At 59.9% G+C, this 26,733-nt stretch carries 21 protein-coding genes; 6 read left to right on the forward strand and 15 right to left on the reverse strand.

Features of this window, described 5'->3' with window-relative positions; translation table 11 throughout:
* Positions 1–118 precede the first annotated feature (118 nt).
* From ddaH to AC1ENN_RS11520, 5 genes are all read right to left on the reverse strand, one after another.
* Positions 119–1,318, reverse strand: a complete 1,200-nt coding sequence (ddaH, locus tag AC1ENN_RS11500) for a dimethylargininase (RefSeq protein WP_480406095.1) — start codon at positions 1,316–1,318, stop codon at positions 119–121.
* Between the two features lie 57 nt (positions 1,319–1,375).
* Positions 1,376–2,977, reverse strand: a complete 1,602-nt coding sequence (gene purH, locus AC1ENN_RS11505; protein ID WP_449647386.1) for a bifunctional phosphoribosylaminoimidazolecarboxamide formyltransferase/IMP cyclohydrolase — start codon at positions 2,975–2,977, stop codon at positions 1,376–1,378.
* A gap of 5 nt (positions 2,978–2,982) precedes the next feature.
* Positions 2,983–3,567 (reverse strand): phosphoribosylglycinamide formyltransferase, encoded by a 585-nt coding sequence (gene purN / locus AC1ENN_RS11510; RefSeq protein ID WP_449647387.1) that lies wholly within the window; start codon positions 3,565–3,567, stop codon positions 2,983–2,985.
* A 9-nt stretch (positions 3,568–3,576) separates the two neighbouring features.
* A complete protein-coding gene (locus AC1ENN_RS11515; protein WP_449647388.1) occupies positions 3,577–4,791 on the reverse strand; it encodes a cell division protein PerM in 1,215 nt (404 codons plus the stop codon).
* A gap of 216 nt (positions 4,792–5,007) precedes the next feature.
* Positions 5,008–8,607, reverse strand: a complete 3,600-nt coding sequence (locus AC1ENN_RS11520) for a S8 family serine peptidase (protein ID WP_480391249.1) — start codon at positions 8,605–8,607, stop codon at positions 5,008–5,010.
* 253 nt (positions 8,608–8,860) lie between these two features.
* On the opposite strand from AC1ENN_RS11520, the gene AC1ENN_RS11525 reads away from it, so the two are divergent.
* Both AC1ENN_RS11525 and AC1ENN_RS11530 read left to right on the forward strand, forming a co-directional pair.
* Entirely contained in the window at positions 8,861–9,454 is a 594-nt protein-coding gene (locus AC1ENN_RS11525; protein ID WP_449647390.1) for an SRPBCC family protein, read from the forward strand.
* Between the two features lie 5 nt (positions 9,455–9,459).
* The gene (locus AC1ENN_RS11530; protein WP_449648200.1) at positions 9,460–10,125 is read left to right on the forward strand and encodes a DUF4166 domain-containing protein; all 666 of its coding nucleotides are present in this window, start codon (positions 9,460–9,462) and stop codon (positions 10,123–10,125) included.
* 99 nt (positions 10,126–10,224) lie between these two features.
* Here the strand turns inward: AC1ENN_RS11530 and sucD are convergent, their stop codons facing one another.
* Complete coding sequence (gene sucD, locus AC1ENN_RS11535; RefSeq protein ID WP_449647391.1) at positions 10,225–11,112, reverse strand: succinate--CoA ligase subunit alpha; 888 nt, start codon at positions 11,110–11,112, stop codon at positions 10,225–10,227.
* A 10-nt stretch (positions 11,113–11,122) separates the two neighbouring features.
* Positions 11,123–12,292, reverse strand: coding sequence for an ADP-forming succinate--CoA ligase subunit beta (gene sucC, locus AC1ENN_RS11540; RefSeq protein ID WP_449648201.1), 1,170 nt, complete (start codon positions 12,290–12,292; stop codon positions 11,123–11,125).
* 189 nt (positions 12,293–12,481) lie between these two features.
* On the opposite strand from sucC, the gene AC1ENN_RS11545 reads away from it, so the two are divergent.
* Positions 12,482–13,264: an oxygenase MpaB family protein gene (locus tag AC1ENN_RS11545; RefSeq protein WP_449647392.1), complete on the forward strand. Its 783-nt coding sequence runs from the start codon at positions 12,482–12,484 to the stop codon at positions 13,262–13,264.
* Here the strand turns inward: AC1ENN_RS11545 and AC1ENN_RS11550 are convergent.
* Genes AC1ENN_RS11550 through AC1ENN_RS11560 form a run of 3 tightly spaced genes read right to left on the reverse strand, consistent with a single transcriptional unit; the run spans position 13,261 to position 18,151 of the window.
* Positions 13,261–14,697 carry an RNB domain-containing ribonuclease gene (locus AC1ENN_RS11550; protein WP_480406096.1) on the reverse strand — a complete coding sequence of 479 codons (1,437 nt, stop codon included), beginning with the start codon at positions 14,695–14,697 and terminating at the stop codon, positions 13,261–13,263. The two genes, AC1ENN_RS11545 and AC1ENN_RS11550, sit on opposite strands and share 4 nt — an antisense overlap.
* A gap of 28 nt (positions 14,698–14,725) precedes the next feature.
* A complete protein-coding gene (locus AC1ENN_RS11555) occupies positions 14,726–17,137 on the reverse strand; it encodes an ATP-dependent helicase (RefSeq protein ID WP_449647394.1) in 2,412 nt (803 codons plus the stop codon).
* A 12-nt stretch (positions 17,138–17,149) separates the two neighbouring features.
* Positions 17,150–18,151, reverse strand: a complete 1,002-nt coding sequence (locus AC1ENN_RS11560; RefSeq protein ID WP_449647395.1) for a glycerophosphodiester phosphodiesterase family protein — start codon at positions 18,149–18,151, stop codon at positions 17,150–17,152.
* A 132-nt stretch (positions 18,152–18,283) separates the two neighbouring features.
* Here AC1ENN_RS11560 and AC1ENN_RS11565 point away from each other — a divergent pair, with 132 nt between their 5' ends.
* From AC1ENN_RS11565 to AC1ENN_RS11575, 3 genes are all read left to right on the forward strand, one after another.
* The gene (locus tag AC1ENN_RS11565) at positions 18,284–18,517 is read left to right on the forward strand and encodes a DUF4190 domain-containing protein (RefSeq protein ID WP_480406097.1); all 234 of its coding nucleotides are present in this window, start codon (positions 18,284–18,286) and stop codon (positions 18,515–18,517) included.
* The gene (locus AC1ENN_RS11570) at positions 18,507–19,016 is read left to right on the forward strand and encodes a hypothetical protein (protein ID WP_449647397.1); all 510 of its coding nucleotides are present in this window, start codon (positions 18,507–18,509) and stop codon (positions 19,014–19,016) included. Before AC1ENN_RS11565 ends, AC1ENN_RS11570 begins: the two co-directional genes overlap by 11 nt.
* A gap of 78 nt (positions 19,017–19,094) precedes the next feature.
* On the forward strand, positions 19,095–19,892 hold the full coding sequence (locus AC1ENN_RS11575; RefSeq protein WP_480391250.1) for a Bax inhibitor-1/YccA family protein: 798 nt from the start codon (positions 19,095–19,097) through the stop codon (positions 19,890–19,892).
* Positions 19,893–20,898: 1,006 nt separating this feature from the next.
* Here the strand turns inward: AC1ENN_RS11575 and guaA are convergent.
* The 5 genes from guaA to AC1ENN_RS11600 form a co-directional block, all read right to left on the reverse strand.
* Positions 20,899–22,494: a glutamine-hydrolyzing GMP synthase gene (gene guaA, locus AC1ENN_RS11580; protein WP_480406098.1), complete on the reverse strand. Its 1,596-nt coding sequence runs from the start codon at positions 22,492–22,494 to the stop codon at positions 20,899–20,901.
* Positions 22,491–22,949 carry a DUF3817 domain-containing protein gene (locus AC1ENN_RS11585; protein ID WP_449647400.1) on the reverse strand — a complete coding sequence of 153 codons (459 nt, stop codon included), beginning with the start codon at positions 22,947–22,949 and terminating at the stop codon, positions 22,491–22,493. The genes guaA and AC1ENN_RS11585 overlap by 4 nt, the downstream gene beginning before the upstream one ends.
* 4 nt (positions 22,950–22,953) lie before the next feature.
* Positions 22,954–23,781 (reverse strand): SURF1 family protein, encoded by an 828-nt coding sequence (locus AC1ENN_RS11590; protein ID WP_449647401.1) that lies wholly within the window; start codon positions 23,779–23,781, stop codon positions 22,954–22,956.
* Positions 23,778–25,505, reverse strand: coding sequence for a glycerol-3-phosphate dehydrogenase/oxidase (locus tag AC1ENN_RS11595; protein ID WP_480406099.1), 1,728 nt, complete (start codon positions 25,503–25,505; stop codon positions 23,778–23,780). The genes AC1ENN_RS11590 and AC1ENN_RS11595 overlap by 4 nt, the downstream gene beginning before the upstream one ends.
* 72 nt (positions 25,506–25,577) lie before the next feature.
* Positions 25,578–26,699 (reverse strand): GuaB3 family IMP dehydrogenase-related protein, encoded by a 1,122-nt coding sequence (locus tag AC1ENN_RS11600; protein ID WP_449647403.1) that lies wholly within the window; start codon positions 26,697–26,699, stop codon positions 25,578–25,580.
* Between the last annotated feature and the right edge of the window lie 34 nt (positions 26,700–26,733).

Genomic DNA, 26,733 nt, shown 5'->3' on the forward strand with positions numbered 1-26,733 from the left:
TTGCGACCGTGAACCGCTGCGATTGTCGGGGTCGACGCTAAGCAGACAGCTTTTTAGGATATGCCTGCCGCAGCGTATTCACAATCGTCAAACCACGATTTTCTGAAATTGGCTCAAATCAGCGAATGCGCACCGACAGGCACGTGACGCAGCCTTCCATTTTCTCAAACTCAGAAACGTCAACCGTGACAACGCGGTACCCGAGACTTTCGATGAGTGCCGCAGTCTTGGGTGCTGACGACGACATGAGCACAGCATCATCCGACAGCACAACAACAGCGGCACCTTCAGCTTCGGGAACTGCCAAGAAGCGATCGTAAAGGTCAACATTGTCGACCAAGGCGGGGAAACCGATCACCGTTCCATCAGGCAGAGCAGTGACACCACTCTTCAGGTGAAGAACCTTCTCTACGGGAACAGCGATCACCGTGTAGCCAAGAGGAGTAACAAGAGCACGAAGCTGACGGATGCCCTCAGCATTCGTTCGCCCACCGCGACCGACGTACACGGTAGATCCGACCTTGAGCACGTCACCACCATCGAGCGTGCCAGGCGAAGTGATCTCGTGCAGTTCGAGAGGCAAAGCGGAAACGCTTGCCCGCACTGCGTCAATCTCGGCCTGACGGCTTTCAGCGCCGGGGCTTGTGAGCACTGCGACATCTCCGAAGATCACCACGGTGTCTTCAATGAAGACGGAATCGGCGAGCTCATCGGCAGCGGCTACCTCAATTGTCTCGAAACCGTTGGCCCGAAGAGCCTCAACATAGCCCTCCCACTGGGTGTCAGCGAGGTCAGCATCGACCGGAACCCGGTCAAGGTGTGTCAGTTCGCCCTCGGCCATGCGCGAAGACGGTGCGCGAACCAGAGCGATCAACTGAGTCGGCTGGACGGCACTCACAGTGAAGGCATTCCAGACCCGGCGGCCCACCGTGATCGCCGCAATGATAGTGACGACAACGAAGATCAGGTTCGTGCCGATCAACGTCGCGAGAATGAACGTAAATGCTTCAGCATTCAGTTCTGCTCCCGTCGCAATGATGCCGAGCGCAGTGCCAGCAACGGCCGAGACGACACCAAGCACGAGGCCAACAACGGCTGCCGTGAACCAATAACGGTGAATCTCCAAGGCTGAAACAAGCGAATACAACACGAAAAGCACCAGTGCCATCGGCAAGAAGTACTCAGCAATAGCTGGCAGATTCGTTGCCGATGCCCCATTCGCCGTGAAGAACGCCAAACCTGTTGCCAAGTAGACGGTGCCAGCGACGGCAATTCCTGAAACAAAAGCTGCGCCGAAGCGCCGACCAACACTAATCATGGTCCCCAACATATCGGTGAAATTATATGGATTTGCCCTACGCGAAGTTCGCCCCGCTTAGTGGAAGAAGTGACGCTCACCCGTGAAGTACATCGTGACGCCAGCTTCGATCGCAGCAGCAATCACTTCTTCGTCCCGAATCGATCCGCCCGGCTGAACAACCGCACGAACACCAGCATCAAGAAGCAACTGCAAACCGTCGGCAAAAGGGAAGAACGCGTCACTCGCCGCAACCGAACCCTTGGCACGATCACCGGCACGCGAAATTGCCAACTGGCACGAGTCAACCCGGTTAACCTGGCCCATACCCACACCAACGGATGCTCCGCCATCAGCCAACAAAATCGCGTTCGATTTCACAGCACGCACCGCTCGCCACGCAAACTCAAGATCGGCGATGGTCGCGGCATCAGCGGGGTCGCCTGCCGCAAGCGTCCACGTCGAAGGCGCAGCGAAGTGGTTATCGAGTTCTTGCACAAGCATTCCGCCCGAAATCTGGCGAAGCTCACTGCCCTCACGCGCATAACCCTCAGGCAATTGCAGCAAGCGCAGATTCTTCTTCGCCTGCAAGATCTCTAACGCTTCAGGTTCGAAACCAGGAGCAACAACAACCTCGGTGAAAATCGGCGAAATCGATTCTGCGGCCGCCTTCGTGATGATGCCATTTGCGGCAATAACTCCGCCATAGGCCGAGATGGGGTCGCAGGCGTGCGCCAAAACGTGAGCTTCTGCGATGGTCGCCGCAGTGGCGATTCCACACGGGTTAGCGTGCTTGATGACCGCGACGGCGGGAGTCTCGTGGTCGTAGGCGGCGCGCAGAGCGGCGTCGGCATCCACGTAGTTGTTGTATGACATTTCTTTGCCACCAAGCTGGGTAGCCTGGGCGATTCCGCTGGAGCGAGCAATGCCATAGAGGCCCGCCTGCTGGTGCGAATTTTCGCCGTAGCGCAGTACCGCGAGCTGGTCGGCAGCAACATCGATGTGCGTCGGGAAGGTAGGGGCGGATGCCGCGGCATCCGATTCGCCGAGCAGTGCGCCGGTCAGGAACCACTGCGAAACGGCGGTGTCATAGGCAGCAGTGTGGGCGAAGGCCTGCGATGCGAGTGCATATCGCTGTGCAAAAGTCGTGCCGTCGCCAGCAGCGGCCGCAATGATTTCGTTGTAACTGTCTGGGCTCGTGACGATGGCAACATTGGCGTGGTTTTTGGCCGAGGCACGCACCATGGCAGGGCCGCCGATGTCGATCTGCTCGACAATGTCGGCGGGAGCGGCCCCCGAGGCGACGGTCTCGACGAAGGGGTACAGGTTCACGACGACGAGGTCGAATGCCTTGATGCCGAGTTCTTCGAGTTGAGCTTCGTGCGACTCAAGTCGGAGGTCAGCAAGGATGCCGGCATGCACGGCAGGGTGCAGGGTTTTTACGCGGCCATCGAGCGACTCGGGAAATCCGGTGACACTCGAGACCTCGGTGACTTCGTGGCCAGCAGCGGCGATCGTCTTGGCGGTCGACCCGGTCGAGACCAGCTCTACGCCGGCGGCTGCGAGCGCACCAGCAAGCTCAAGGAGCCCTGACTTGTCGCTCACCGAAATGAGGGCACGTCGGATCGGAACGATGTCTCGTTCGCGGAAATCGGCTGGGTTGTGGCTTGGGCCGCTCATAGGATTCAGAGTTCCTTTAGGTTGATGCGATTGTGAGCAATGTCTTCGATCGTCTGCACGAGGAGGCGGCGCTCGACCGGCTTAATCCGCGCGTGCAGGTGCTCTTCGGTGTCTCCCGGTTCGATTGCTACGCGCTCTTGCACGATGATCGGACCGCTATCGACACCGTTGTCGACCTTGATAACGCTGGCACCAGTCTGAGTAGCCCCGGCAGTGAGAGCATCCCGAACCGCATGAGCGCCAGGGAACTCGGGCAGATAGGCCGGGTGCGTGTTGATGATGTTTGGCGACAGCGCCTCGACAACGCGCGGCGGAAGCAGCTTCATGAAACCGCTCAGCACCACAAGGTCGGCATTCCACAATTGGATCTGCTCGAGCAGTTCATCGCCCCACTCTTCGCGACTAGCGAAGCTCGACATGGGCACGGTAAAGGTGGGGATGCCGTAATGCTCGGCATGATCGAGACCGTCGGCTGCGCGGTCGGCGCCCACCGCGAGGACGCGGGCGGGAAAATCGGCGCTTTCGGCCGCTTCGAGCAGGGCTGCGAGGTTAGACCCGCCCCCTGAGATCAAGACAACGAGTGTGAGCACAGACCCAGCCTAGCGTTGCGTGAAGCCGTCATCTGCCCGCTCCGGGCGAGCAGAAGTCAACAATCCGAGACCGGCAGCCACCGAGAACTCCACGAAGGCCCACGCCGAGACGATCCACGGCTGAGGGCCGACCTCGATGAGTCGCCCCGGCCCGGCAGAACCTGCCGAAGCCCACACGAGTAGCCCGATGATCGTCGCGGCTGTTGCCCCGATACCGAGCGCAACAATCGCCAGCTCGCGTCGACGAAGTTCGCCAGCGATGCGGGGGCCGAGAACAGCTGCCACCAAGAAACCGACGACGACGGGAGCGAGCAGCCCTACGTAACCAAAGGAGAAATCTCCCGTAGGTAATGCGCCGAACACCGGGATTGCCGGAATCGGCCCCAGAGCAGTCGCCAGTGGCGAGACGGTTGAGCCTGCGCCGATCGCGAAGCCGGGACCTACGAGCCATGACGTAGCCCAAAGCACAATGTTGGGTAGCAGCGCGATTTGCCCCAGAGTCACCGCAACTCCACCAAGCACTTCGGTATGCAGGGCTTCATACAGACTGATGATTTCGGCATACGACGTGATGATCGCCAGCATGGTCGCGATGGAGGCAAGAGTCAGTAGCCCGGCCGCTGCGATCGCCCCACCTCGCAGCGAAGTAGCCAACACGGTGCGAACAGTTATGGGCCAGCCAAGAACCCAACGGCGTAAGGGGCCGACGGCGCGGCTCTTAGTAGTAACGACCTGGCTGCCGATGAAGAGTCCAACCGCGAACACCAGTGTTGGCAGCAGCGTGCCCTGCCAGAGCGAAGGATTGGCAACGGGATGCTGCGCCGAGAGGGTGACCACGAGCGACGCAAGCCCAAACGTGACGAGGGACGAAAGAGTGCCGAGTAGTGCGTGCGAGGTCTCCGCAACGCGGCGACCGGCACGAACTCCCAAAAGTACGGTGAGCAGCGAAAAACCTAACAACGCCATCGTGATTGTGACGGGGGTACTAGCTTCGGCGAAACCCAGCGATTGCGACACTGTCGGGTCCAAGACCACTGTGATATCGACTCCGTGGCCAACCAGCCAGATGTCGACGGCTCCACGCCAGAACACAGTCCAGTCGATTGAAAGACCGTAGTGGATGCCCCACAGGAGCGTCAGCGGAACCAGCGGTATCGCAATACCAATGGCGGCCACCAAGAGCGCCTCAAAGGCGGCGAAAAGGAGTGTGAGCTGGCGATTCATGTCGAACGTGAGCGTACCCGCACTCTCCGCGGCCGTGGTTGCGGCCTACCGCAAATACGCGATCTGTCAGGGAGCAATTGTCTCGCCCCACTGACGACTAAGGGCAGCTCGCGACTGGCAACCAGACTCACGACTCGGAACGGCTCGCCCAACCAACAACGGCCAGCCGCCTGTGGGGACGACTAGCCGTTGTTGTAGTGCGTGAGGTGTGTGCGCCTAGAAGACGATCCACACCCAATCGTTGCGACTCGTCGAGCCAGTCACATTGTCACCGGCTGGCATAAAGTCGGCCTTCACTTGGTGCAGCCCGCGATCGAGTTTCGGTAGCTTCACCGTCACCTTTCCGTTGTCGGCTTCCCCCAGCTTGACAGTGTCGACCTTCTTGCCGTCAACAGTGATCTTGACGGTTCCAGTGGGAGCCGCCTCCTCACCTGTTGCTACTCGGATGCTCGCACTGACCGTGTTCCACGAGAATGCGATGTGACGGCTCACCGACAGGCTAACGCTCGAGCTGTAATTGATCATCACAGCTTCAGAGGTCGCACTGGCACTCGGCACATCCTTCTTGCTCGTGGTGACAACGACAGTGATCGCCTTGCCCTCATCCGCTTTCGTGACCGTGTACTTGCGCTTGTCAGCACCAGCAATTGCGGTACCGTCTGCCTGCCACTGGTAGCTGAACTTCAGTCCGTCAACATCCCACTCGCCCGGATTCGCGGTGAGCTTTTTGCCAACGATGGGCTTGCCGGTGATCGACGGCAGCACGGTGTTTACCGGAGTACCGGGAACAACATCCTCTTGAGTAACTACCTCAAGTGCTGTCACCGCACCGGTGTCGCCGTAGCTGATGAGACCGAGGTAGCTCGTGAAGGGCGCGAGGCCTTCCCACGATGCCGTGTACGTCGCCGGTTCACCCTGCACGCCCGAGAGCACTGCCGGGGTCAATCCGAGTGGCGCACCAGCTCCAGGGACCACCGCGAAGGTCCGGACGTCGAACGCTGTCGATGGGTTCGCGGCATAGACCGAAGCGATCACCAGGTAGTTTCCCGGGGTCGGATCAGCAAGGTTCACTCGCTCATCCGCATCGCCTGTGGCCGACTGCCAGCCCGCGATCGGTGTTCCCGCATCGTTGAGCAGGTACACGATTAGGTCGAGGTCGGCCGTGTCATCGATGGAGTCGAGATCGAAGCGCGCATAGGTCGTACCCTCCGGCACGATCATTGTGTACTCGAACTCATCACCGCTGGAACCCGAACCCGAGTGCTCGGTTTCGACTCCCGTTGGGTCTTCATAGAAGACTCCAGCAGTCAGCCCGGTCGAGGTCAGCGGGATGTCGCCGGTTCCACCAGGAGTGACGGTGATGTCAACGGCGCCGTACGTTCCGGTTCCGCTAGCTGACGACGGTGCCTCGATCGTGACGGGGCGCACTGCGATGGGGCTGTGCGCGACTGTGTCGCCGCTGGTCCACGTAAGCGAGCCAGTGGTGAACTGGTCGAGCGGAGCATCCGTTCGGCTGAATGTCACTTCGTAGCTCTGAGTTTCACCGGCAGCACCGAAGGTCAGTGTTGATGGTGAGACGGTTGCGTCGATTCCCGGTACTGAGATTGATGCTTCGAAGGTGCCCGCCTGAGTGGAGGTCACGGTACGAGTAATCGTCTCTGGTGCCGTCAATGAACCGATACCAATCGATGCCAGGTTGAGATTGCTGGGATCAATCGCGACGACCGAGGGGTCGAGCACGTCGTAGCCGGCGCCCTCGATGTAGGACAGCCAATCGCCGATTCCGTTCAGGTAGAGCAGGCCAGGTTCAAAGAACTTGGTCGGATCAATGTGGCCAGCGCCCTGAGTGAACGGATCGGTGACGGGGTTGCCGTCCCCATCAACCGTGTCGTAGGCGGTAGTCATGAACGCTGACTTGATTTCCGCTGGTGTCGCGTTGGGACGCTCGCCGAGGTAGAGCGCGGCGAGACCGGCCACATGGGGTGATGACATCGACGTACCAGACAGGAGCTGGAAGGTCGGTTCTGCACCTTCAGCATTAGCACCGGCGGCGAGGATTCCCACGCCGGGTGCCGAGATGTCTGGCTTGACGATGTCGCTGCCGTCAGCCTCGACCGGTCCGCGTGACGAGAAGCCAGCGACCTGTGGTGTCGGCGGCTGGTACGCCGTTTCGTTGCCCGGCGTGAAGGTTGCCGTTGCACCCTCAGTTGCCGCATAGGCGATCACTTGATCGTGGTAGCGAGCATCCAAGTGCACTGTGGGGATCACGTGGGTGTCGAGGTCTGTCGAGCTCGGCGTGACGTTTACCAGGATCGCGCCAATACCGCCGGCGCGTGCAACCTCTGCTGACTTATCGACGCGGGCAATTACGCCGCGTTCGCAGACTACGATTTTTCCGGTGACGAGCGCCGGGTCGAGGGTGTCTGGCATGCAGAGATTGGGATCAACCGCACCGGCGAGAGCGACAGCCGCCGCATTGACGAGTTCACCCGTCAACGGTTCAGCTGCAGGGTCGAGGTCGACCGTGATGGAGGCACCCGCAAATTCTTGGCCATCGCCGAGGGTGACGGTGGCTTCGTAGTTGGGGATGGTGCTGGCAGCAACCGTGGTGATCCACGGCGCTGCGTTGTCGAGTGTTGAGGCGCCTGGGCCGTCGTTGCCTGCAGAAGCAGCAACAAAGACACCGGCAGCGGCAGCACCCAAGAATGCTTGGTCGGTCGGCGATACGGTGCTGCTGGCAGCTCCTCCACCGATTGAGTAGTTGATCACGTCAACGCCATCGGCAACAGCCTGGTCAATTGCGGCCAGTAGGTCAGTGGATGCACAACCGTCGTCGGTCGTTGCGACCGGGTCTGGTCCGCTCCAGCAAACTTTGTAGGCGGCGATTTTGGCTGCCGGAGCGACGCCGGAGAAGTATCCAAGCGCGTTTCCGCCAACGGTGGCGTCAACTTCGAGGTTTCCTGCTGCGGTGCTCGCCGTGTGGGATCCGTGGCCATCTCCGTCTCGAGGAGACACGTATTCTCCAACGCTGGCGTCACCGAGGTTGCCCGCGCCGAAACCATCGACGAAGTAACGCGCGCTGATTACTTTTGTGGTGCAGTCATCGGCGGTGAATTGTTCGCCTTCGATGCACGCTCCGACAAAGGTTTGGCCATCGGCCTTCGCAAAGACGGTTGCGTCACCGTCGCGGTAGGGCGCCGCCCCCGGTGAGGTTCCGAGCGGGTCGCCAGCGAACGCGGGGTTCTCAGGGGCGAAGCCGGTGTCGAGAACACCAACAACGATGCCTTCTCCCGCAGTTTCTGCGCCGCCGATGGATGCCCACAGCCCGTCGGCGCCTTCCAGCCCGAGGAATTCAGTGGAGCGCTGCGCTGCCGTGATCTTCTTGAGTTCATCGGGCACGATCGAGGCTACAAGCTTGTTTGATGAGAGCTCGACAGCCTGAGCGGCTGTGAGGTCTGCAGCGAAGCCGTTAGTGGCAAGCGTGTAGGAGTATTCGATGTCGGCACCGACTGAGGCTGCGACATCGTCCTGTGTCTCTTGCAAGTATTCGGTGTAGTCCTGCACGACTTGTCGGCGGGGATTGAGCTGCTCACCGTCGGGTGGAGTTGTCGCGTCAAAACCGCGAACCCCGCCGTCGTAGGTTGCTGCAGCCTGATCCACCATGGTGACGATGTAACGTCCGGGGGTGAATTCAGTTTGGCCGCCGCCACCAATGGATGCTGGTGCAGCTGTGGCGCCGAGTGCGGCGCCCGTAACCAGGGAAGTGGCGACGAGTGTTGTCGCGGCCACCGCCGATATGACTCTTCGAATGCTCACGAATGTTCCTATTCTTCGCTGAATGGGACTACTAATTTGGTCATGCGTTGTCGGCGGTCGGGCACTCGCCAATTGCCACTATAGGGGCGGTCTACCCCTTTATAGGGGGCCCCTGTTACCCCATCGTTATCAAAACGTGACACATTGTCCACTCTTTGGGGGACGAGGAACGAGTCGTCTCTGGTAATTGAGGCGAAAGAATGCTGTCGCAGAAAACCGCCATCATCCATCGAGGATGACTCATAATGGGATTATGAAGTCCGCGCCGATTTACGTTGAAATCGATATCGCCGCAGACATCGACACCGTCTGGCAACTCACCCAAGACACCGACGCTCATGCTCGCTGGGATTTGCGCTTCAGCCGCATCGCCCCTACCGAAACGCTGGATAGTGATGGCTACCGTTTTCGCTACGAACGCCGGATGCCCTTCCATACGATCGTGGGCGCGGGCACCACACGAGGTGAGATCACCAGACCAGACGGCACGCGCACCTCCGCTCTGAAATTCACCACCACGGATCGCCTCTCGCCGCTTGGCGACGGCCGCGGATACTGGCGCTATGTGCCCATCCCCGGCGGCACGCGCTTCATCACCGGCTACGACTACCAACCGGCCTGGGGCAGCTTTTTCGACCGCATCCTCATCAGGCCCGTCGTTGGCTGGCTCACCGCGTGGAGCTTCGACAGCCTGCGCCTGTGGGCCGAAAGCGACATCGAACCGCACTCACCCTTTGCCTTCTGGAAGCCCGGTCGTCCACAGGCTCGGCACTGTCGCCGCAGCCCACGACGCGGTCACGCCATGGATGATGCCCCCGCGACCCTCAACACTTTGGAGACACCGTGACTTCGATGTTCGCAACCGTTCTTGGCGATGACTTTGATCGGCTGCACCCGATGCTCCAGAAGCGCTTTGGAGTCGGACTTGAGGCGAGCTACGGGGTTGTTGGCACGGGCACCATGTCGAGCATCCGTCGTGGACCGTGGTGGACGGTTCCGTTCTTGTGGATCGGGTGGTTTCGCAACATCCTGACGCCAGATATCGGCGACAACGTTGCCTTTCGCATCGAGAACTATCCCTACCGTGACCCGTTTGGCCGCGAAACTGTCACTTTCGTGCGCGAGTACTCGGTGCGGAGGAAGCCAACGCGTTTCGACGCGACAATGGTCCTCAACACCGCCGGCGACCGCATAGTTGACTACTTGGGCACGCATCAACACTTGGCCGTCGATCTCGACCTTGCTGTCACTGAAAATGGTTCCCTGCATTTGAGGTCGGATGCCCAACGCTTCTATGAGGGCCCGTTCGCGTTCCGCTTTCCCATGCTCTTCAGCGGTCGCGCCGACCTGACGGAGTCATTCGACGATGAGACCAACGAGTTCGTGATCTCTCTCGAAGTGCGCAACCGTCTGTGGGGGTTCCTCTTTGGCTACTCGGGTCGCTTCACGTGCGAGTTTCCGGAGGCCGCTGACGCCCCGCAGCGGCTAAAGCCCGTAAGGCACGAACACCGCGAGTAGCGCCAAAAACGACAAGCGCCGCTCGTCACGAAGACGAGCGGCGCTTGATCGTAGCGAAGAGTGCTTGCTACAGCTTCTGAAATCTACAGCTTCTGAAATCTACAGAGTTTCGAGAATTTCGCGCATGAGCTTGGCAGCTTCAGACGGCGTCTTGCCGACCTTCACACCGGCAGCTTCAAGAGCTTCTTGCTTTGCCTGAGCGGTTCCGGCTGAGCCAGAAACGATCGCACCGGCGTGGCCCATGGTCTTACCTTCGGGGGCTGTGAAGCCAGCAACGTAGCCGACTACGGGCTTCGTGACGTGAGCCTTGATGTACTCAGCGGCACGCTCTTCAGCGTCTCCACCGATCTCACCAATCATGACGATGGCCTTGGTCTCGGGGTCAGCCTCGAACGCTTCAAGAGCGTCGATGTGCGTGGTGCCGATGATGGGGTCGCCACCGATACCGATTGCGGTCGAGAATCCGAGATCACGGAGTTCGTACATCATTTGGTACGTGAGCGTTCCCGACTTGGAGACGAGACCGATCGGGCCCTTGCCGGTGATGTTCGCTGGCGTGATGCCGACGAGTGCTTCACCTGGTGTGATGATTCCGGGGCAGTTCGGACCAATAATGCGGGTCTTGTTGCCCTTCTCCTGCGCGTAAGCCCAGAACTCGGCCGAGTCACCGACGGGAACACCCTCGGTGATGATGACGAGCAGTGGGATCTCAGCGTCGATAGCTTCGACAACGGCATCTTTGGTGAAGGCCGGAGGAACAAAAGCGATCGAAACATCCGCTCCCGTCTTCTCCATTGCTTCAGCAACAGTGCCGAATACGGGCAGCTCAACGTCACCATGAACGACTGTGGTGCCAGCCTTGCGGGCGTTGACACCGCCAACGACCTGGGTGCCAGCGGCGAGCATGAGAGCGGTGTGCTTGGTGCCCTCACCGCCGGTGATGCCCTGGACGATGACTTTGGAATCCTTGTTGAGGAAAATTGACATGCTCGGTTCCTTACTTCGCGGCGTTGGCGAGTTCGGCAGCCTTGGCGGCGCCCTCGTCCATAGAGGCGGCTAGTGTCACGAGGGGGTGGTTCGCTTCAGCGAGAATGGCGCGACCTTCCTCGACCTTGTTTCCGTCGAGACGGACAACGAGAGGCTTGTTTGCTGAGCTGCCGAGTTCTGCGAGCGCGCCCACGATTCCCTTAGCAACAGCGTCACAGGCGGTGATTCCACCGAAGACGTTGACGAACACGCTCTTGACCTGAGGGTCGTTGAGGATAACGTCGAGCCCGGCAGCCATAACTTCTGCGGATGCTCCGCCACCGATGTCGAGGAAGTTGGCTGGCTTCACATTTCCGTGGTTTTCGCCAGCGTAGGCAACAACATCCAGCGTCGACATGACGAGGCCGGCACCGTTACCGATGACACCAACTTCACCATCGAGCTTGACGTAGTTGAGGCCGTTAGCCTTCGCCTTCGCCTCGAGGGGGTTGGCTGCCGCTGCATCTTCGAGCGATGCGTGCTTGGGGTGACGGAAGTCAGCGTTCTCGTCGAGCGATACCTTGCCGTCGAGAGCAACGATGTCGCCGTCTTCGGTGATGACGAGGGGGTTGACCTCAACGAGAGTTGCGTCTTCGCCCTTGTACACGTCGTAGAGCTTCACGAAGACAGGGGCGACCTTGTCAACGAGCTCGGCCGGGAAGTTCGCAGCCTTCGCGATTTCGGTGGCCTTAGCGAGGTCAATGCCCGTGAGCGGGTTGATCTCGATCTTGGCGAGAGCTTCTGGACGCTCAACAGCAAGAACCTCAATCTCCACACCGCCCTCTACGCTGCACAGCGAAAGGTACGAGCGGTTTGCTCGGTCGAGCAACACAGAGAAGTAGAACTCTTGCGCGATGCGGGCGCCAGCGGCAACCATGACTCGCTTGACCGTGTGGCCGTTGATGTCGAGACCAAGGATCTGCTCAGCTGCAGCGAAAGCATCATCAGCGTTGTGAACAACCTTGACACCACCTGCTTTGCCGCGACCGCCGGTCTTGACTTGAGCCTTGACGACAACGGTTCCACCGATTTTTTCGGCTGCTGCTTTGGCTTCTTCTGGGGTGTCGGCAATCAGGCCGGCAAGTACTGGTACGCCATAGGACTCAAATACGTCTCTGGCCTGGTACTCAAATAAATCCACGCTGCTCATTCCAATCCGCGCGTAATGGTGAGTGGGGAAGGCGGCGAATCGGTGCCAAATTGGTCGGCTCCATGAGTCGCACGCCAATGGAAAAGCTTACCGTGCCTAAGGTTGTACGTTTTCCGATAGCGGGCTGTAGAGAGCGAAAGATCGGCGAATATTGTGGTTCGGCACTCCTAAACTGGCCGTGTGCCCACATCCGACCCCCTCAGAATTGCGGATGTCTCTGCCGACGTCGCCCTGTTGGCCGGTGGCGGCACGGCCATTCTGTTGCAAATCGCGCACCCTGCTGTTGGTCGTGCGGTGGCTGAGCACAGCGACTTTGCGCGGCGCCCCTTGGATCGCCTCAACGGCACCCTCACGTATCTCTATGTCACGGTGTATGGCACGCCGGAGGAGGCTGCCGAGGTTGCGCGGCGGGTGGGTGCGGCTCATCGTCCGGTGCGGTCGGAGAGTTACGATGCCCGCGATCCCGCTCTGCAACTCTGGGTAGCTGCCACGCTCTATGACACGGCAATGCGGGTTCGTGAAGCCGTTTTTGGTCCGCTGCGCGAGGAAGATGCCGAAGCTCTACTCGCTGACTACGCGGTGATTGCGACTGCGCTCGGGGTTCCGCGTGCGCTGTGGCCTGCCGACCGGCCGGCATTCGCCCGCTACTGGAACGAGAGCCTGGCCTCGTTGAGCGTCACGGACGCGAGCCGAGGAGTCGCCGAACAGTTGCTGCATCCGACTGGTGGGCCGTGGTGGTTACGGTCATCGATGCCCCTCGTGCGCGTACTCACGGCCGGGTTTCTCAGTGCCGAGCTGCGCGATGCCTATGCGCTCCCCCACAGCCAGAAACGTTTCGACCGGATCATGCGGGTCTCCCGTACCGTGTATCCGCGTCTCCCGCAGTGGGTGAGGTTCGCGGCGCAACGGCGCTACCTCGCTCAGTTCCGGCGTTCAACCGCTAACGGTGCTGCCGCACTCTAGGCGAGAACGAACTCCACCGTTCCGCTAGCGATGTCGGCGGTCACGAGCCGTGCTCGCACCGTCGAGCCGGCCGAGACTGTGCCCTCAATGCGGGCGGTAATAACCGGATCTGCGATCTGGATGATGCCGCCACCAGCGCGCTCCGAAACGACCGTTGCATCAAACTCGTCTCCCACTCGCGCGCTCAAGAGTGCTGCCTCTATGGCATTGACCGAGGAACGATCCAACTGCGAGGCTAGTGAGCTTGTGCGCGCCATGATCTTGGGTAGTTCTGGGAGAGCTTTGCGCACCCACTTGGGCACACGGCGGTCAGAGATGATGGCTTCACAGGCGACGAGCACGAAACGATCGACGAGGCGGCGTAGCGGTGCCGTCGCGTGGGCATACGGTGCGGCGACCGCAGCTTGAATGGTTTCTTCGGGGTGTTCGCCGTCGAATACCGTGTACCCGGCTCCCCTGAAGAGTGATGTGGCGGCATGAATCGCGGCGAGCGCACGGGGATCGCTGTGGTCAAGGGCGCGCAGATACTCGCCATAGTTCTGGTTCTCGGGCCATGGGCATCCAAGACTGGCAACTTGGCGGCGAAACTGGTCGAGCGTTTCAGTGTCGGGTGCTGGCATTGTGCGCAAGATTCCCACGTTGCCTTCGAGCATGATGCGCGCGGCTTCCATGCCCGTCATGAGGGACACGTGAGCGTTGTACTGCTCGACGGGCAGCGGGCTGCGCCGCTCAAGAACATACGTGCCATCAACGAGCATTACTTCTTCGTCTGGACGGTTGAGACTTGCCCCGCCCCGCTCACGCTCGAGCTCGGCGCGCAGCCGGCCGAATTCGGGCAGCAACGATAGTGACTCATCAGCGAGTTCATTGTCGAGCAGATCTTGTACTTCGTCATAGTTGTATTGGCGACGGTTTCGTACGCGGGCACGCACCAGAGTTGTCGAGGTGACCTCACCCCTAGCATCCAAGTCAAAGGTCCAGACGAATGCTGGTCGTGTGGCACCGGCGAGCAACGACGCAGCGTTTTCGCTGATCACTGTGGGATGCAGCGGAATCCGGCCATCCGGCGCATACAGGGTTTGTCCACGCTTTCGAGCCTCCGCATCCACCGCCGAACCCGGCCACACAAAAGCGGGGACCTCGGCAATCGCATACAGCACCCGCAGTGTCTCGCCCGTGCGCTCGAGATAGAGCGCCTGATCAAGATCGGTCGCACCCTCTGGATCGATCGTGGCGAAGGGAATGTCGGTCAGATCAAGTTCTGGTGGCTCATACGCTGCGACGGCAGCCTCAGCCGCTTCTTCGACTTCAGCACTGAACCCGGTCGGCAGTGTGAGTTCTACCCGAACCTGCACGAGCGCTGCGGCAAGCGCGTCATCGGTGTCGTGCGGTCGAACGCGCGGAACGACAAGCCGCACTTCTCCGTGCGCCATGGTGCCCGAATAGTCGTGACTTTCGGAATCAAAGTTTCTCAATGGGAGCAATCTTGATCAGCAGACGCTTCCGTCCGGCGGTATCGAATTGAACATCGGCGATGCTCTTCGGGCCGTTGCCGGTCACCTGATTTACCGTGCCATCACCGAAATCAGTGTGACGGATGCGGTCGCCAGCCGCCAGAGTGAGATCACCATTGTCGCGAACCGTTGCTGTAATCGCATTGGCCCACTCGGTCTTTGCGCGCGGCGGTGCCGGAGGCAATCCACCAGACGCCGCTTCGCGAAGCGAGCTGGACCATGAGCCTCCGCCGCCGCCGTTGCCACGCCGCGCGTTGAGCGCCCGAGATTGGGGTCCGCCTCGTGAGTTCGACATGCCCGGAGACTGTTTCCACTCGATAAGGTCGGCCGGAATTTCTTGCAGGAAGCGACTCGGCATCGCAACGTTGACCTCGCCAAACTGGGCGCGGGTCATCGCAAGCGAAAGGAAGAGCCTCTTGCGCGCTCGTGTAATTCCGACATAGAAAAGTCGACGTTCCTCTGCTGGGCCGCCTGGCTCATTCGCCGACATGCGGTGCGGGAGGAGATCTTCTTCAACGCCGGTCAAGAATACGGCGTCGTATTCGAGTCCCTTTGCGGTGTGCAGCGTCATGAGGGAAACGGTTCCGCTGGAATCGTCGAGGTCATCGGCCGCGGCGACAAGTGAGACCTCGGTGAGGAAGTCCAGAAGAGTTCCGTCGGGATTGTTCTTTCCGAACTCCTTCGTGACCGCGATCAACTCATCGACGTTCTCGGCGCGAGCCTCATCCTGCGGGTCTAGCGATGCGCGCAACGCGCGAACATAGCCTGAACGATCCAAGAGTTCATTAAGGATGTCGGCAGGCTTAGCCGTTTCGACCTTCGCCATAACGTCATCAAGAAGTCGGGCAAGGTCAATAATTGCTTTCGTTACCTTCGGGCCGAGCCCTAGTTCGGCGGCATTGCGCATCGCATCCCGCAGGGTTACGCCCCGGTCATCCGCCCACGCCTGCAGCGCGGCTTCGGTCGCCGGACCAATGCCGCGCTTCGGGGTATTCATGATTCGACGCAGCGCCAGCGGATCTGCCGGGTTCGCGACCGCAATCAGGTAACCAAACGCATCTTTGATTTCCGCACGCTCGTAGAACTTCGTTCCGCCGAGCACCCGGTACGGCAGAGCTGCCCGGATGAAGATCTCTTCAAGGGCACGCGTCTGCGAGTTGGTGCGATAGAAGACCGCGACGTCTTTGTACGCAACGCCTTCGTCGTGCAGCTTCTGAATCTCATCCGCAATGAATTGCGCTTCATCATGACCCGAATAACCGGTGAAGCCGACAATCTTGTCGCCCTCACCGATCGTCGTGAAGAGCTTCTTGTCTTTGCGATCGAAGTTGTTCGAGATCACCGCATTGGCGGCATCCAAAATCGTCTGCGTCGAGCGATAGTTCTGTTCAAGCAGAATCACTGTCGAGCGGGGAAAGTCTCGCTCGAATTCAACAATGTTGCGGATGTCGGCTCCGCGGAACGCATAAATGGACTGGTCGCTGTCGCCGACCACGGTCAGCGACGCGGCCTCCGCTTCAGCGCCGGTGCTGCTGCCCTGCACGAGCATGCCCTGCGACGATTCAAACTGTTCAGGGGCTGGTGGTCTCGTGAGCTCGCGAATCAGCGAGTACTGAGCGTGGTTGGTGTCCTGATATTCGTCGACCAGGATGTGCTTGAAGCGGCGCTGGTAGGTGGCCGCGATGTGAGGAAACGCCCTAAACAGGTACACGGTTTGGCCAATGAGGTCGTCAAAGTCGAAAGCGTTGGCGTCGCTGAGTCCACGCGTGTAGCGCCGGAAGACTTCAAGGAACTTCTTCTCCGCCGGGTCGCTCATGTTGGCATCGCGAGCAAAACCGTCAACGTCGGTTAGCTCATTTTTGAGCTGAGAGATGCGGTTCGCCGCCTTGCTGACCGTCAACCCATACATGTCGGCGTCGAGCTCTTTGAGGATCCGCTTGAGCAGGGCCTTGCTGTCGGCAGAGTCGTAAATGGTGAAGTTTTTGGAGAACCCGAATGCTTCAGCTTCCCGACGCAAAATGCGCACGCAGGCGGAGTGGAAGGTGGAAATCCACATTCCCTCGGCGGTGTTGCCCACAATTGCCGCGACACGTTCGCGCATCTCGGCCGCAGCCTTGTTGGTAAAGGTGATCGCCAGAATCTGGCTCGGCCAGGCCTCTCTCGAGCGCAGCAGCCCCGCAATTCGGCGAGTGAGCACGCTCGTTTTTCCCGAGCCGGCGCCGGCAACAATCAGCAACGAGGGGCCACGATATTCGACCGCTTCACGCTGACGAGGGTTGAGCCCATCAAGCAGCGGGTCACGAACGGAATCGCCGTCTGCAGAACGGCCAGGGTCAGAGGGGTCAAAAACTGTCGTCATGGCTCCTCGACTCTACCCGCGCGCGGTGACGGCGAGGTCGGGTTGGTCGGCGAATACTCCGTCGAGACCGGAATCCATGAGGGTGCGGAACTCGCCGCGCCAGTCGCCAAACTTCTCGGGCTGTTTGCTTGAGCGATAGTTCTTCGGCAGAAAACGGTTCTCGGCTCGCAGAGTCCAACAAAATACGAGGAGCCCCGCGCTGTGAGCTCGCGAAACTAAGTCATTAGTCCCGGTGAGGTTTCCGGTGAGGTCCTTGGTCATGAGCATCTTCTTGTCGACACTGATTCCGTCAACCTCGCTCGCCAGCTGGGCTAGCCCGTCAGCAGTCAAGTGCTCGGCATAGTTGCGCGCTTGAGCTCCAAAACGCGCAATCAAGTCCGATGGCGCTCCACTACTTTCGAGCAAGAACACGAGCTTGCCGGGAATGCCTCGATCGCGGATGCGGTGCAGAACGCTCTGTTCGAATGATTCGATGATCAGGTTGTCTGCTGTCGCCCACTCGCTCACCTCTCTGGCGAAGAGTTCGTCGAGCGGCAGGCCAATCGACTCAAAGTAGCTCGCATGCTTGATCTCGGCCACGACTCGCAGTTGGCGTCGCTGTGCTTCGGGGTGCTGTTTCACAATTTCCAGCAGATCGCTCAGCCGCAGGATCGGTTCGGTGTCGTTGTACGCGACGTTCGCTGGGCGAATCTCCGGCAGGCGTTCGCGGGCGCGCAGGGTGGCGAGTTCGGCCCACGTGAAATCCTCGGTAAACCAGCCCGTCATCACTGTGCCATCGATCGTCTTTGACGTTCGGCGATCCGCAAACTCCGGATGATCAGCGACGTTGGTCGTTCCCGAGATCTCGTTCTCGTGCCGCAACACCAGCACGCCGTCACGGGTCGCGACAATGTCAGGCTCTACGGCATCCGCTCCCAGGGTGAATGCGAGATCGTAGGCGGCTCTGGTGTGTTCTGGGCGGTAGCCGCTGGCTCCGCGATGCCCGATCACAAGGGGGCTGGTGGTGGTGCTCATCGAGTCAAGAATATGCCGAAGTGCACCTGCGACTAATATTTAGGTATGCCCGAATGCGCGTCGTGCTCTGCACCAGTGCGGCCGGAGTGGAAGTTCTGTGTCTATTGCGGTGAACCCACCTCGGCAGATGCAGTGCGCCCTGCCCCGATTGTGGCCCCTCGCACTAATCCCGTCGCGATCCTCGCTCTCGCCCTGGCAGTGATTGGTGGGGCTCCGGCCCTAATCTTTGGGCACGTGGCGATCCGGCAGATTCGTGAGACCGGCGAGCGTGGACTGCTGATCGCTCGCATCGCTACCGTTCTCGGTTACGTCTGGCTTGTCGTCTGGGGCATCGTGTTGTACTCCCTGCTCACCAATGGCCGCTAGCGTTTCGGGAGCAACGGAGGGTTGGGAACCCGCCAGGCGCCTCCCACTGAAGTGGGGTCGCTATAACGACCGCTACTTTGTTGGCCTCGTGTTGATCATTGCCGGCGCACTGCACCTCCAGGGAGCCAACAACTACACCCTGATCATCCTGCTCATCGGCACAACGTCAACGGCGGTGGGCTGGTCGATTATGCCGTCGAGAGGATGGCGACGGATGATCGTGGTGCTGCCCACGATTACCCAAATCTGGCTCATGCTTACTGGCCCGATGTCGATGTGGACACTCACGATCCCTGTGCTGTGTTGGTTGATCGTTCGGCATCGGCCCCTTGTGTCGTATCTGGCTCTGGCTCTCCCCATTGCCAACGGCATCATCCTTCCTCGGTTCTATCAGGAGTACTCCTCCATGCCTGAGGCGCTCGCAATCTCGGCGGTGGTCGTCGTTGCTGCCGCGTGGCTCGCCCGAGCGATCGCTCACAGCGCAGCATCGCGGCGTTGAAACCCGGCATTTCTCAGCAATTTCCGGTAGTTTTATCGTGTGTCACTAACGTGTGACGCCACACCAAACAGAGGAATCATGGCACTCAATAACCCCGCTTTCTCCCGCGATGCTGCGTTTAGCTCGCGCGGCGGAGTCGCCGTAGCGAACCAGGTATCCAACCAGCAGCTCAACGACATGTACAACCAGGAGTCGGCCCCCGCCTCCAGTGATGTCATGACCGTTGAAGACACGATTGCCAAGACCGTTGGAGCCTTCGCGCTCCTGCTCGTCGGTGCAGCTATCGGCTGGATCGCCGACATGCCGCTGCTCTGGATCGGCGCCGGGCTCGTGGGCTTCGTACTCGCCCTCATCAACATCTTTAAGAAGCAGCCATCTGGCGCACTCGTGCTCGCGTACTCCGCGGTTGAGGGTGTCTTCGTCGGCGGCATCTCGCGTTACTACGAAACGGCCTTCGGCGGTGTAGTCACTCAGGCGGTGGTCGCCACCATCATCGTGGTCGGTGTAACGCTGGCTCTCTTCGCTAGCGGCAAGATTCGCGCATCAAAGAAGGCCACGAAAGTCTTCATGATCGCGCTTATCGGCTACGTGATCTTCACACTACTCAATGTTGTGTTGATGGCGACGGGCGTCGTTCAAAGCACGCAAGGCCTGCGCGACTTCAGCTTCATGGGCATTCCGCTCGGTGCCATCATCGGGGTACTAGTCGTGATCATGGCGGCGTACTCGCTTGTGCTCGACTTCGACCTCATCCAGCGTGGTGTCGCCAACCGCGTTCCCCGTGCCTACGGGTGGAAGGGTGCTTTCGGCATCATGGTCACCGTGATCTGGCTGTACCTCGAACTGCTGCGCTTCTTCTCGATCCTTCGCGACTAGCGCCACACAAGGGAGCAACGATAAGGTCCCGTCATTCCGGAATTAGCCGGAGTGACGGAGCCTTTCCATGTCGCTACGCCATCTGGCACACATCCCCAAGAGCGAATACCTCTCAGCGAGCACTTCTTAGATCGAATCGCGTGGCCAATGTGCAGAGTTGAGATCGATCCGAATACGCGTCGCTCAGCAGCCCGCGGTCGATTCATGAGCAATCATGGCCATGCAAGAAAGGGTTCCGATCCCTTAAGTTGTGTATCCAACCTTTTCTTCGAGTGAGCTCGAAAGCGGAGCGGACGCGGCAAAAGTATCCGCGGAACACCCCATTCGACCCCCATGCTTCAATCCCTTGAGCAACGTGGCGGAACTACCTAATCTCGGGATCAACACGCCATATCTGAAAAGTGCCTCCACACCAAGATCCTGGAACGAATGCGAGCGTTATCGAACTCCCAGCGCGAACGTTAGACCATCCTGTGTAACTTCTCCCCGCGACAAATATCAATGGAACGTTGTAACACGTTGCGCGAATCCGCACCTGTCCACTTGACGCAGCGTGGCATGTTATTCTCGCTGAGGAATTCCCGCTATAGACCGGTTCGTTACAATCAATGTACGGTGCCGCGCTTGCTGACTCGACGGGGTAAAGAGGCGCAACCCCGCCCAGCACTCCCAAAGTTAGCGCTGAAAACAATGCTACGACCCAGCGCGTTCTTGACCCAGCGTTGGTTTGTGTTTCGTTTGCCAGAATGTTCAATCTCGTCCTCCTTGAAGTTGTCTACTCAATTTCAAGATATTCGATTTAAATTCATTTTGCAAAAATGGAGGGTACCCCCCTCTCAAAAACCGCCGATCATTGCGCTTCGGCACCTCACCAGACCTAGATCGAGTCCTTCACGCGAGTCGCGTTCCGACGAGTTGCACATGCGCAAAGAGAACATCGGCTTTCCCTGCGCAACCCACGCACGCCCTAAAAACCGTCTAAGTTCAAGCGTTCAACCCGAGCGGGCTATTCCCACTCAATCGTTCCTGGCGGCTTCGACGTGACGTCGAGAACCACGCGGTTCACCCCATCCACCTCATTGGTGATGCGGTTAGAAATCTTCGCGAGCACGTCATACGGCAACCGAGTCCAGTCGGCGGTCATCGCATCCTCAGATGAGACCGGGCGCAACACGATTGGGTGACCGTAGGTGCGACCATCGCCCTGCACACCCACCGAACGAACATCGGCGAGAAGCACGACCGGGCACTGCCAGATCGTGTCATCGAGACCAGCAGCGGTCAGCTCGGCGCGCGCAATCGCGTCGGCCTTGCGCAGTAGTTCAAGACGCTCGAAAGTGACTTCACCGATAATGCGGATGCCGAGGCCGGGGCCAGGGAACGGCTGGCGGCCAACAATGACCTCCGGCAATCCCAGCTCGCGACCGATCGCGCGCACTTCGTCCTTGAACAGGGTGCGCAGTGGCTCGACCAGGTCGAACTGCAAATCTTCGGGGAGCCCACCGACGTTGTGGTGGCTCTTGATGTTGGCGGTTCCGGTTCCTCCGCCACTTTCGACGACATCCGGGTACAGAGTTCCCTGCACGAGGAACTTCACGGTCTCGTCGCTGCCCTGTGTTTCGAGCACGAGTGCCTCAGCAGCATTCTCGAAGCTGCGAATGAACTCGCGGCCGATGATCTTGCGCTTCGTCTCGGGGTCAGTGACTCCGGCGAGAGCATCCATGAACTGGTCAACAGCATCGACGGTGACAAGGCGCACACCGGTCGAGGCGACGTAGTCCTCTTCGACTTGGCGGCGCTCATCCTGACGCAGCAAGCCGTGGTCAACGAAGATGCAGACAAGTTGATTGCCAACAGCCTCGTGCACAATCGCGGCAGCGACAGCAGAGTCAACTCCACCCGAAAGGCCACAAATGACGCGTGCCGAACCTACCTGCTCACGGATGCGCGCGACTTGCTCAGCGATCACATTTCCGCTGTTCCAGTCGGCAGGAATTCCCGCAGCATCGTGCAAGAAGTTCTCAAGCACGCTCTGGCCGAATTCGGAATGCTTCACCTCGGGGTGCCACTGCACTCCATAAAGTCCGCGCTCCTTGCTCGCGAACGCGGCAACCGGGGTCGCTTCGCTACTGGCAAGAACATCAAAACCTGCTGGCGCTTCCGTCACAGCGTCGCCGTGGCTCATCCAGACCGTCTGCTTGTTCGGCTGCTCGCCCAAGAGTGAACCGCCGTCGCCCTGAACCGTCATGTCGGTGGCGCCATATTCACGCAACCCGGTCTTGGCGACGGTGCCGCCGAGCTGACGGGCCATAACCTGGAAGCCATAGCAAATACCGAAGACAGGAATGCCGAGCTGCAGGATGCCAGGGTCGAGGTCGGGCGAACCCGGCTCATAGACACTCGACGGTCCACCGCTCAGCACGATGCCAGCCGGATTCTTGGCGGCGATCTCTGCCGCAGTGATGGTGTGAGGAACAATCTCGCTATACACGTTCGCCTCGCGCACGCGACGTGCGATCAGCTGGGCGTACTGCGCGCCGAAGTCAACAACGAGAACGGGGCGAGCGTTCGTGTCTGCGGAAGTGGCCGAGGAATCGGTCATGCGGAAGCCTTTGCGGAGTCAGCGCCCGCCGCTTTCACGGCTGCAGCGGATTCAATACGGGCAAGTTTCGCTTCAACGAAACGAGGAACCTGGCGCTCAAGAAAGAACGACAGAAGCGGAATAACACCACCAAGGGCGATGTACAAGAACCGCAAGAACGAGAAACGCGACAGGCGCCAGAGCACAAAGTCAGCGGCAACATAAAAGACGTAAAGCCAGCCGTGAACAATCAGGATGATCGTCGACACGTTGATGCCCTGCACCAACTCTTTCGGCGTGAGTGTGACAAACCCTGCCGGGCCGTTCAGCTCGATGTCTCCACCGAGCCCATAACGGAACACCATCATGAGGCAGAGCACAAGCAAGAAGCTGCCAGTAATGATCGACGAGACCTTGTAGAAAGACAGGGTGCGACGAATGCGCGGAAAATCAGAAAGCCGGGGACCAAGAGCCATAGCTCTAGTCTACGGCCGCGTCGGGCTCCAACTCTTCGCGCTCTTCTTCCCACACATCTCGCACGAGGCGGTACCACAGGAAGACGGCGAAGCCAGCGAAGACAACCCACTCGACGGCATAGAACACGTTGAGCAGATTGAGGGAAACCTCTGTCGACGGTGGCGGTGAATCGATGGCCTCGAGCCCGGCGGGTGCGTCAAAACTGACGACGTAGCCACCATAGGTTCCCGCCGGAACGTCCTCCCACAGATTGACCAGCTCCGACACCGCGAGGGCGCTGCGCACTCCCGACTCGAAATCGGACTGTTGCGGTGACTCGGTTGGCAGCAGACGGCCGGTGAACGTCGACTGAGGCGACGAAGCCTCCAGTTGAGCAATGGCGGATGCCGCAGCATCCAGAGAAGGAGCCCACCCGAGCGCGATAGCGATGCTTGCCCCACTCTGCTCAACGCCATGACCTACGACCCAGTAACCCATACCGGCGGTGTTGCGCCGTTCCGAAAGCACCACGTAGTCGCCAGCCACGAGCTCTGCACTGAAGCTCACCGATTGACCGGTCGTGGCCGACGCCAAAGGATCTTGAGCCTTCGCCACTGAATCGAGGGCGACAAGGCTCTCACTCTGTTGCTCGGTGATCTCGCCGCCTTCAAGGCTCCGGCTGAGCTGCCACTGGCCAAGCGCGGCGAAACTAGACGCTATGACCAGCGCGAGCACGAGAGCACCAATCCAGCGCGGGCGACGTGCAATCTGCCACATCGTTGCTGGCGCTACCGGCGCAGCCGCCACTGGTGTCGTGCCTTGTGCTCCTGGCGCAGAATCCGTCGTACTCACTCGCTAACGATATCTGGTGCTTCGAGCCTCACCCGATCAGCCGACTCATCATCTAGCTGCTTCTGGCTCGCAAGTTCCGCCTCAACCCGCTGGAGATAGCGCTCGACTTCAACCGTTGTCTTCGCGGAGTCCCACCCCAATACATTCGCCATGAGCTCTGCCGCGACCGGGGCCGCCGACACGCCACGGTCCCATGCCTCAATCGATATACGAGTGCGACGAGCCAACACGTCGTCGAGGTGGAGCGCACCCTCGTGGCTGGCCGCATAAACAACTTCGGCCGCAATGTAGTCATCGGCGCCCGGGAGTGCCTCTGCCAGTTTCGGGTTGCTACGAACAAGTTCGAGCACTTCAGTGGCGAGCACTCCGTACCGATTGAGAAGGTGCTCAACGCGAGAGCGGTGAAGACCAAAGGTGCGGGCGAGAGTGGAGCGTTTGTTCCACGCAGCCCGATACCCTTCAGCGCCGAGCAGCGCGACATCTTCGGTGATGCTCGGGGAGATCCTGCCATCGAGCGCATCCACCGCGGCATCCACGGCATCCTTCGCCATGATTCGATAGGTCGTCCATTTACCGCCAGCGACAACAACGAGCCCTGGAACGCTGTGAGTCACAATGTGCTCGCGGCTGAGCTTGGAGGTCAGGTCTGACTCTCCCGCGAGCAGAGGCCGCAATCCGGCAAATACACCCTCGACGTCGTCGCGAGTCAGCGGCACGGCGAGCACTTTGTTGACGCGTTCAAGTAAATAGTCGATGTCGGCTGCGGTAGCCGCCGGGTGCGCTTTGTCAAGATCCCAGTCGGTGTCTGTCGTTCCGATGAGCCAGTGCCGGCCCCACGGAATGACGAAAAGAACGCTCTTTTCCGTGCGCAGCAGTAGGCCGAGTTTCGACTGGAACCGATCGCGAGGCACGACCAAGTGAACGCCTTTAGACGCCCTCACTCTGAACTGTCCACGCTCACCGACCATTGCTTGAGTGTCATCAGTCCACACGCCGGTCGCATTCACCACCTGCTTAGCGCGGATCTCGAACTTCTCGCCGGTCTCAAGATCGTGCGCCATGACTCCGACTACGCGCTCGCCGACTTTCACGAAATTCTCGACCCGAACTCGGTTCGCCACGTGGGCGCCATAGAAGCTTGCGGTGCGCGCGAGCGTTGAGACATATCGTGCGTCGTCGACTTGGGCATCGTAATAAGTGAGCCCGCCGCGGAAGGCATCCGAGCGCAGGCTCGGTGCCGCTCGTAACATTTGCTGTCGTGTCAGGTGCCGGTGATGCGGAACGCCGGGAGGTCGTCCCCCGGAGTAACTGAGGATGTCGTACAGCAACATTCCCGCACCGATATATAGCCGCTCGAAGATCGGCTTCGTCACGGGATAGAGAAAACGCACCGGGCGCACGAGATGAGGTGCAATCCGTTGCAAGAGCAATCCGCGTTCCTTGAGAGCTTCGCGAACGAGTCGAAAGTCGAGCTGCTCCAAATAGCGGATGCCGCCGTGCACTAACTTCGACGATCGACTTGACGTGCCAGAAGCCCAGTCGCGGGCCTCAACCATGCCGACGTTCAACCCGCGCGTCGCAGCATCCAGCGCACTGCCCGTGCCGACGATGCCGCCACCGATCACGAGAATGTCGAGTTCGTTTTCACGAAGCGCGGCGATTGCACTCGCGCGCTGTTCTGCGCTCAGTGCTGCTGTCTGGGATTTCGCTTGGGGTTTAGCCATTCATAAATCCTCTTGCGTGCGGCTGATCTCTGGCTGTGAACGTGTTGCCGCAGCGCTCACCGTGACTGCGCGTTACAGGGTGTTGTAGGGAGCCACAACGACGTCGACCCGCTGGAACTCTTTCAGGTCGGAGTAGCCAGTTGTTGCCATTGAGCGACGCAGGGCACCAATCAGGTTGGACTGGCCATTCGGGTGCGACGACGGTCCGTTGAGGATTTCGGCGAGAGGCGCGAGCTGGCCAACCTCGACACGATTGCCGCGAGGGAGCTCGGAGTGGTGCGCTTCTTGACCCCAGTGGTATCCGCCACCCGGGGCATCCGTAGCGCGCGCAAGTGTGCTGCCAAGCATGACGGCATCGGCACCGACCGCGATTGCTTTCACAATGTCGCCGCTTGTGCCGAGTCCGCCATCGGCGATCACGTGAACGTAGCGGCCGCCGGACTCATCCATGTAGTCGCGGCGTGCACCAGCAACGTCGGCGACTGCGGTTGCCATGGGAGCGTGGATGCCCAGGCTTGAGCGTGTGGTGCTTGCCGCACCGCCGCCGAAGCCGACGAGCACTCCGGCAGCACCGGTGCGCATGAGGTGGAGTGCTGCGGTGTAGCTAGCTGCACCACCGACGATGACGGGAACATCGAGTTCGTAAATGAACTCTTTAAGGTTGAGTGGTTCGCTTGACTTAGATACGTGCTCAGCGCTCACGGTCGTGCCGCGGATGACGAACAGGTCGACGCCAGCATCAAGAACTGTCTGGTGGAGTTCTTTCGTGCGCTGTGGGCTGAGTGCTCCAGCGACGGGCACTCCGGCTTCACGGATTTCGGCGAGACGCTGAGTGACGAGTTCTGGTTTGATCGGCTCGGCGTAGAGCTGCTGCATGCGCGCCGTTGCCTGATCGGCCGGCAGATGACGGATCTCTTCGAGCACTGGCTCGGGGTTCTCATAACGGGTCCAGAGACCTTCGAGGTCGAGCACTCCAAGCCCGCCGAGCTTGCCCATCGTGATCGCGGTCGCTGGCGATACAACGGAGTCCATGGGAGCCGCGATAACGGGGATATCAAAGGTGTAGGCGTCAATCGTCCAGCTCACCGACACATCACGAGGATCACGCGTTCGGCGCGACGGCACGATAGCGATGTCATCAAAGGAGTAGACGCGGCGAGCGCGCTTGGCGCGGCCAATCTCGAAATCATTCACTGCTCTAGCCTACCCGGCCAGCGATTGACAGCCA

The sequence above is a fragment of the Rhodoglobus sp. G.S.23 genome (assembly GCF_056675935.1).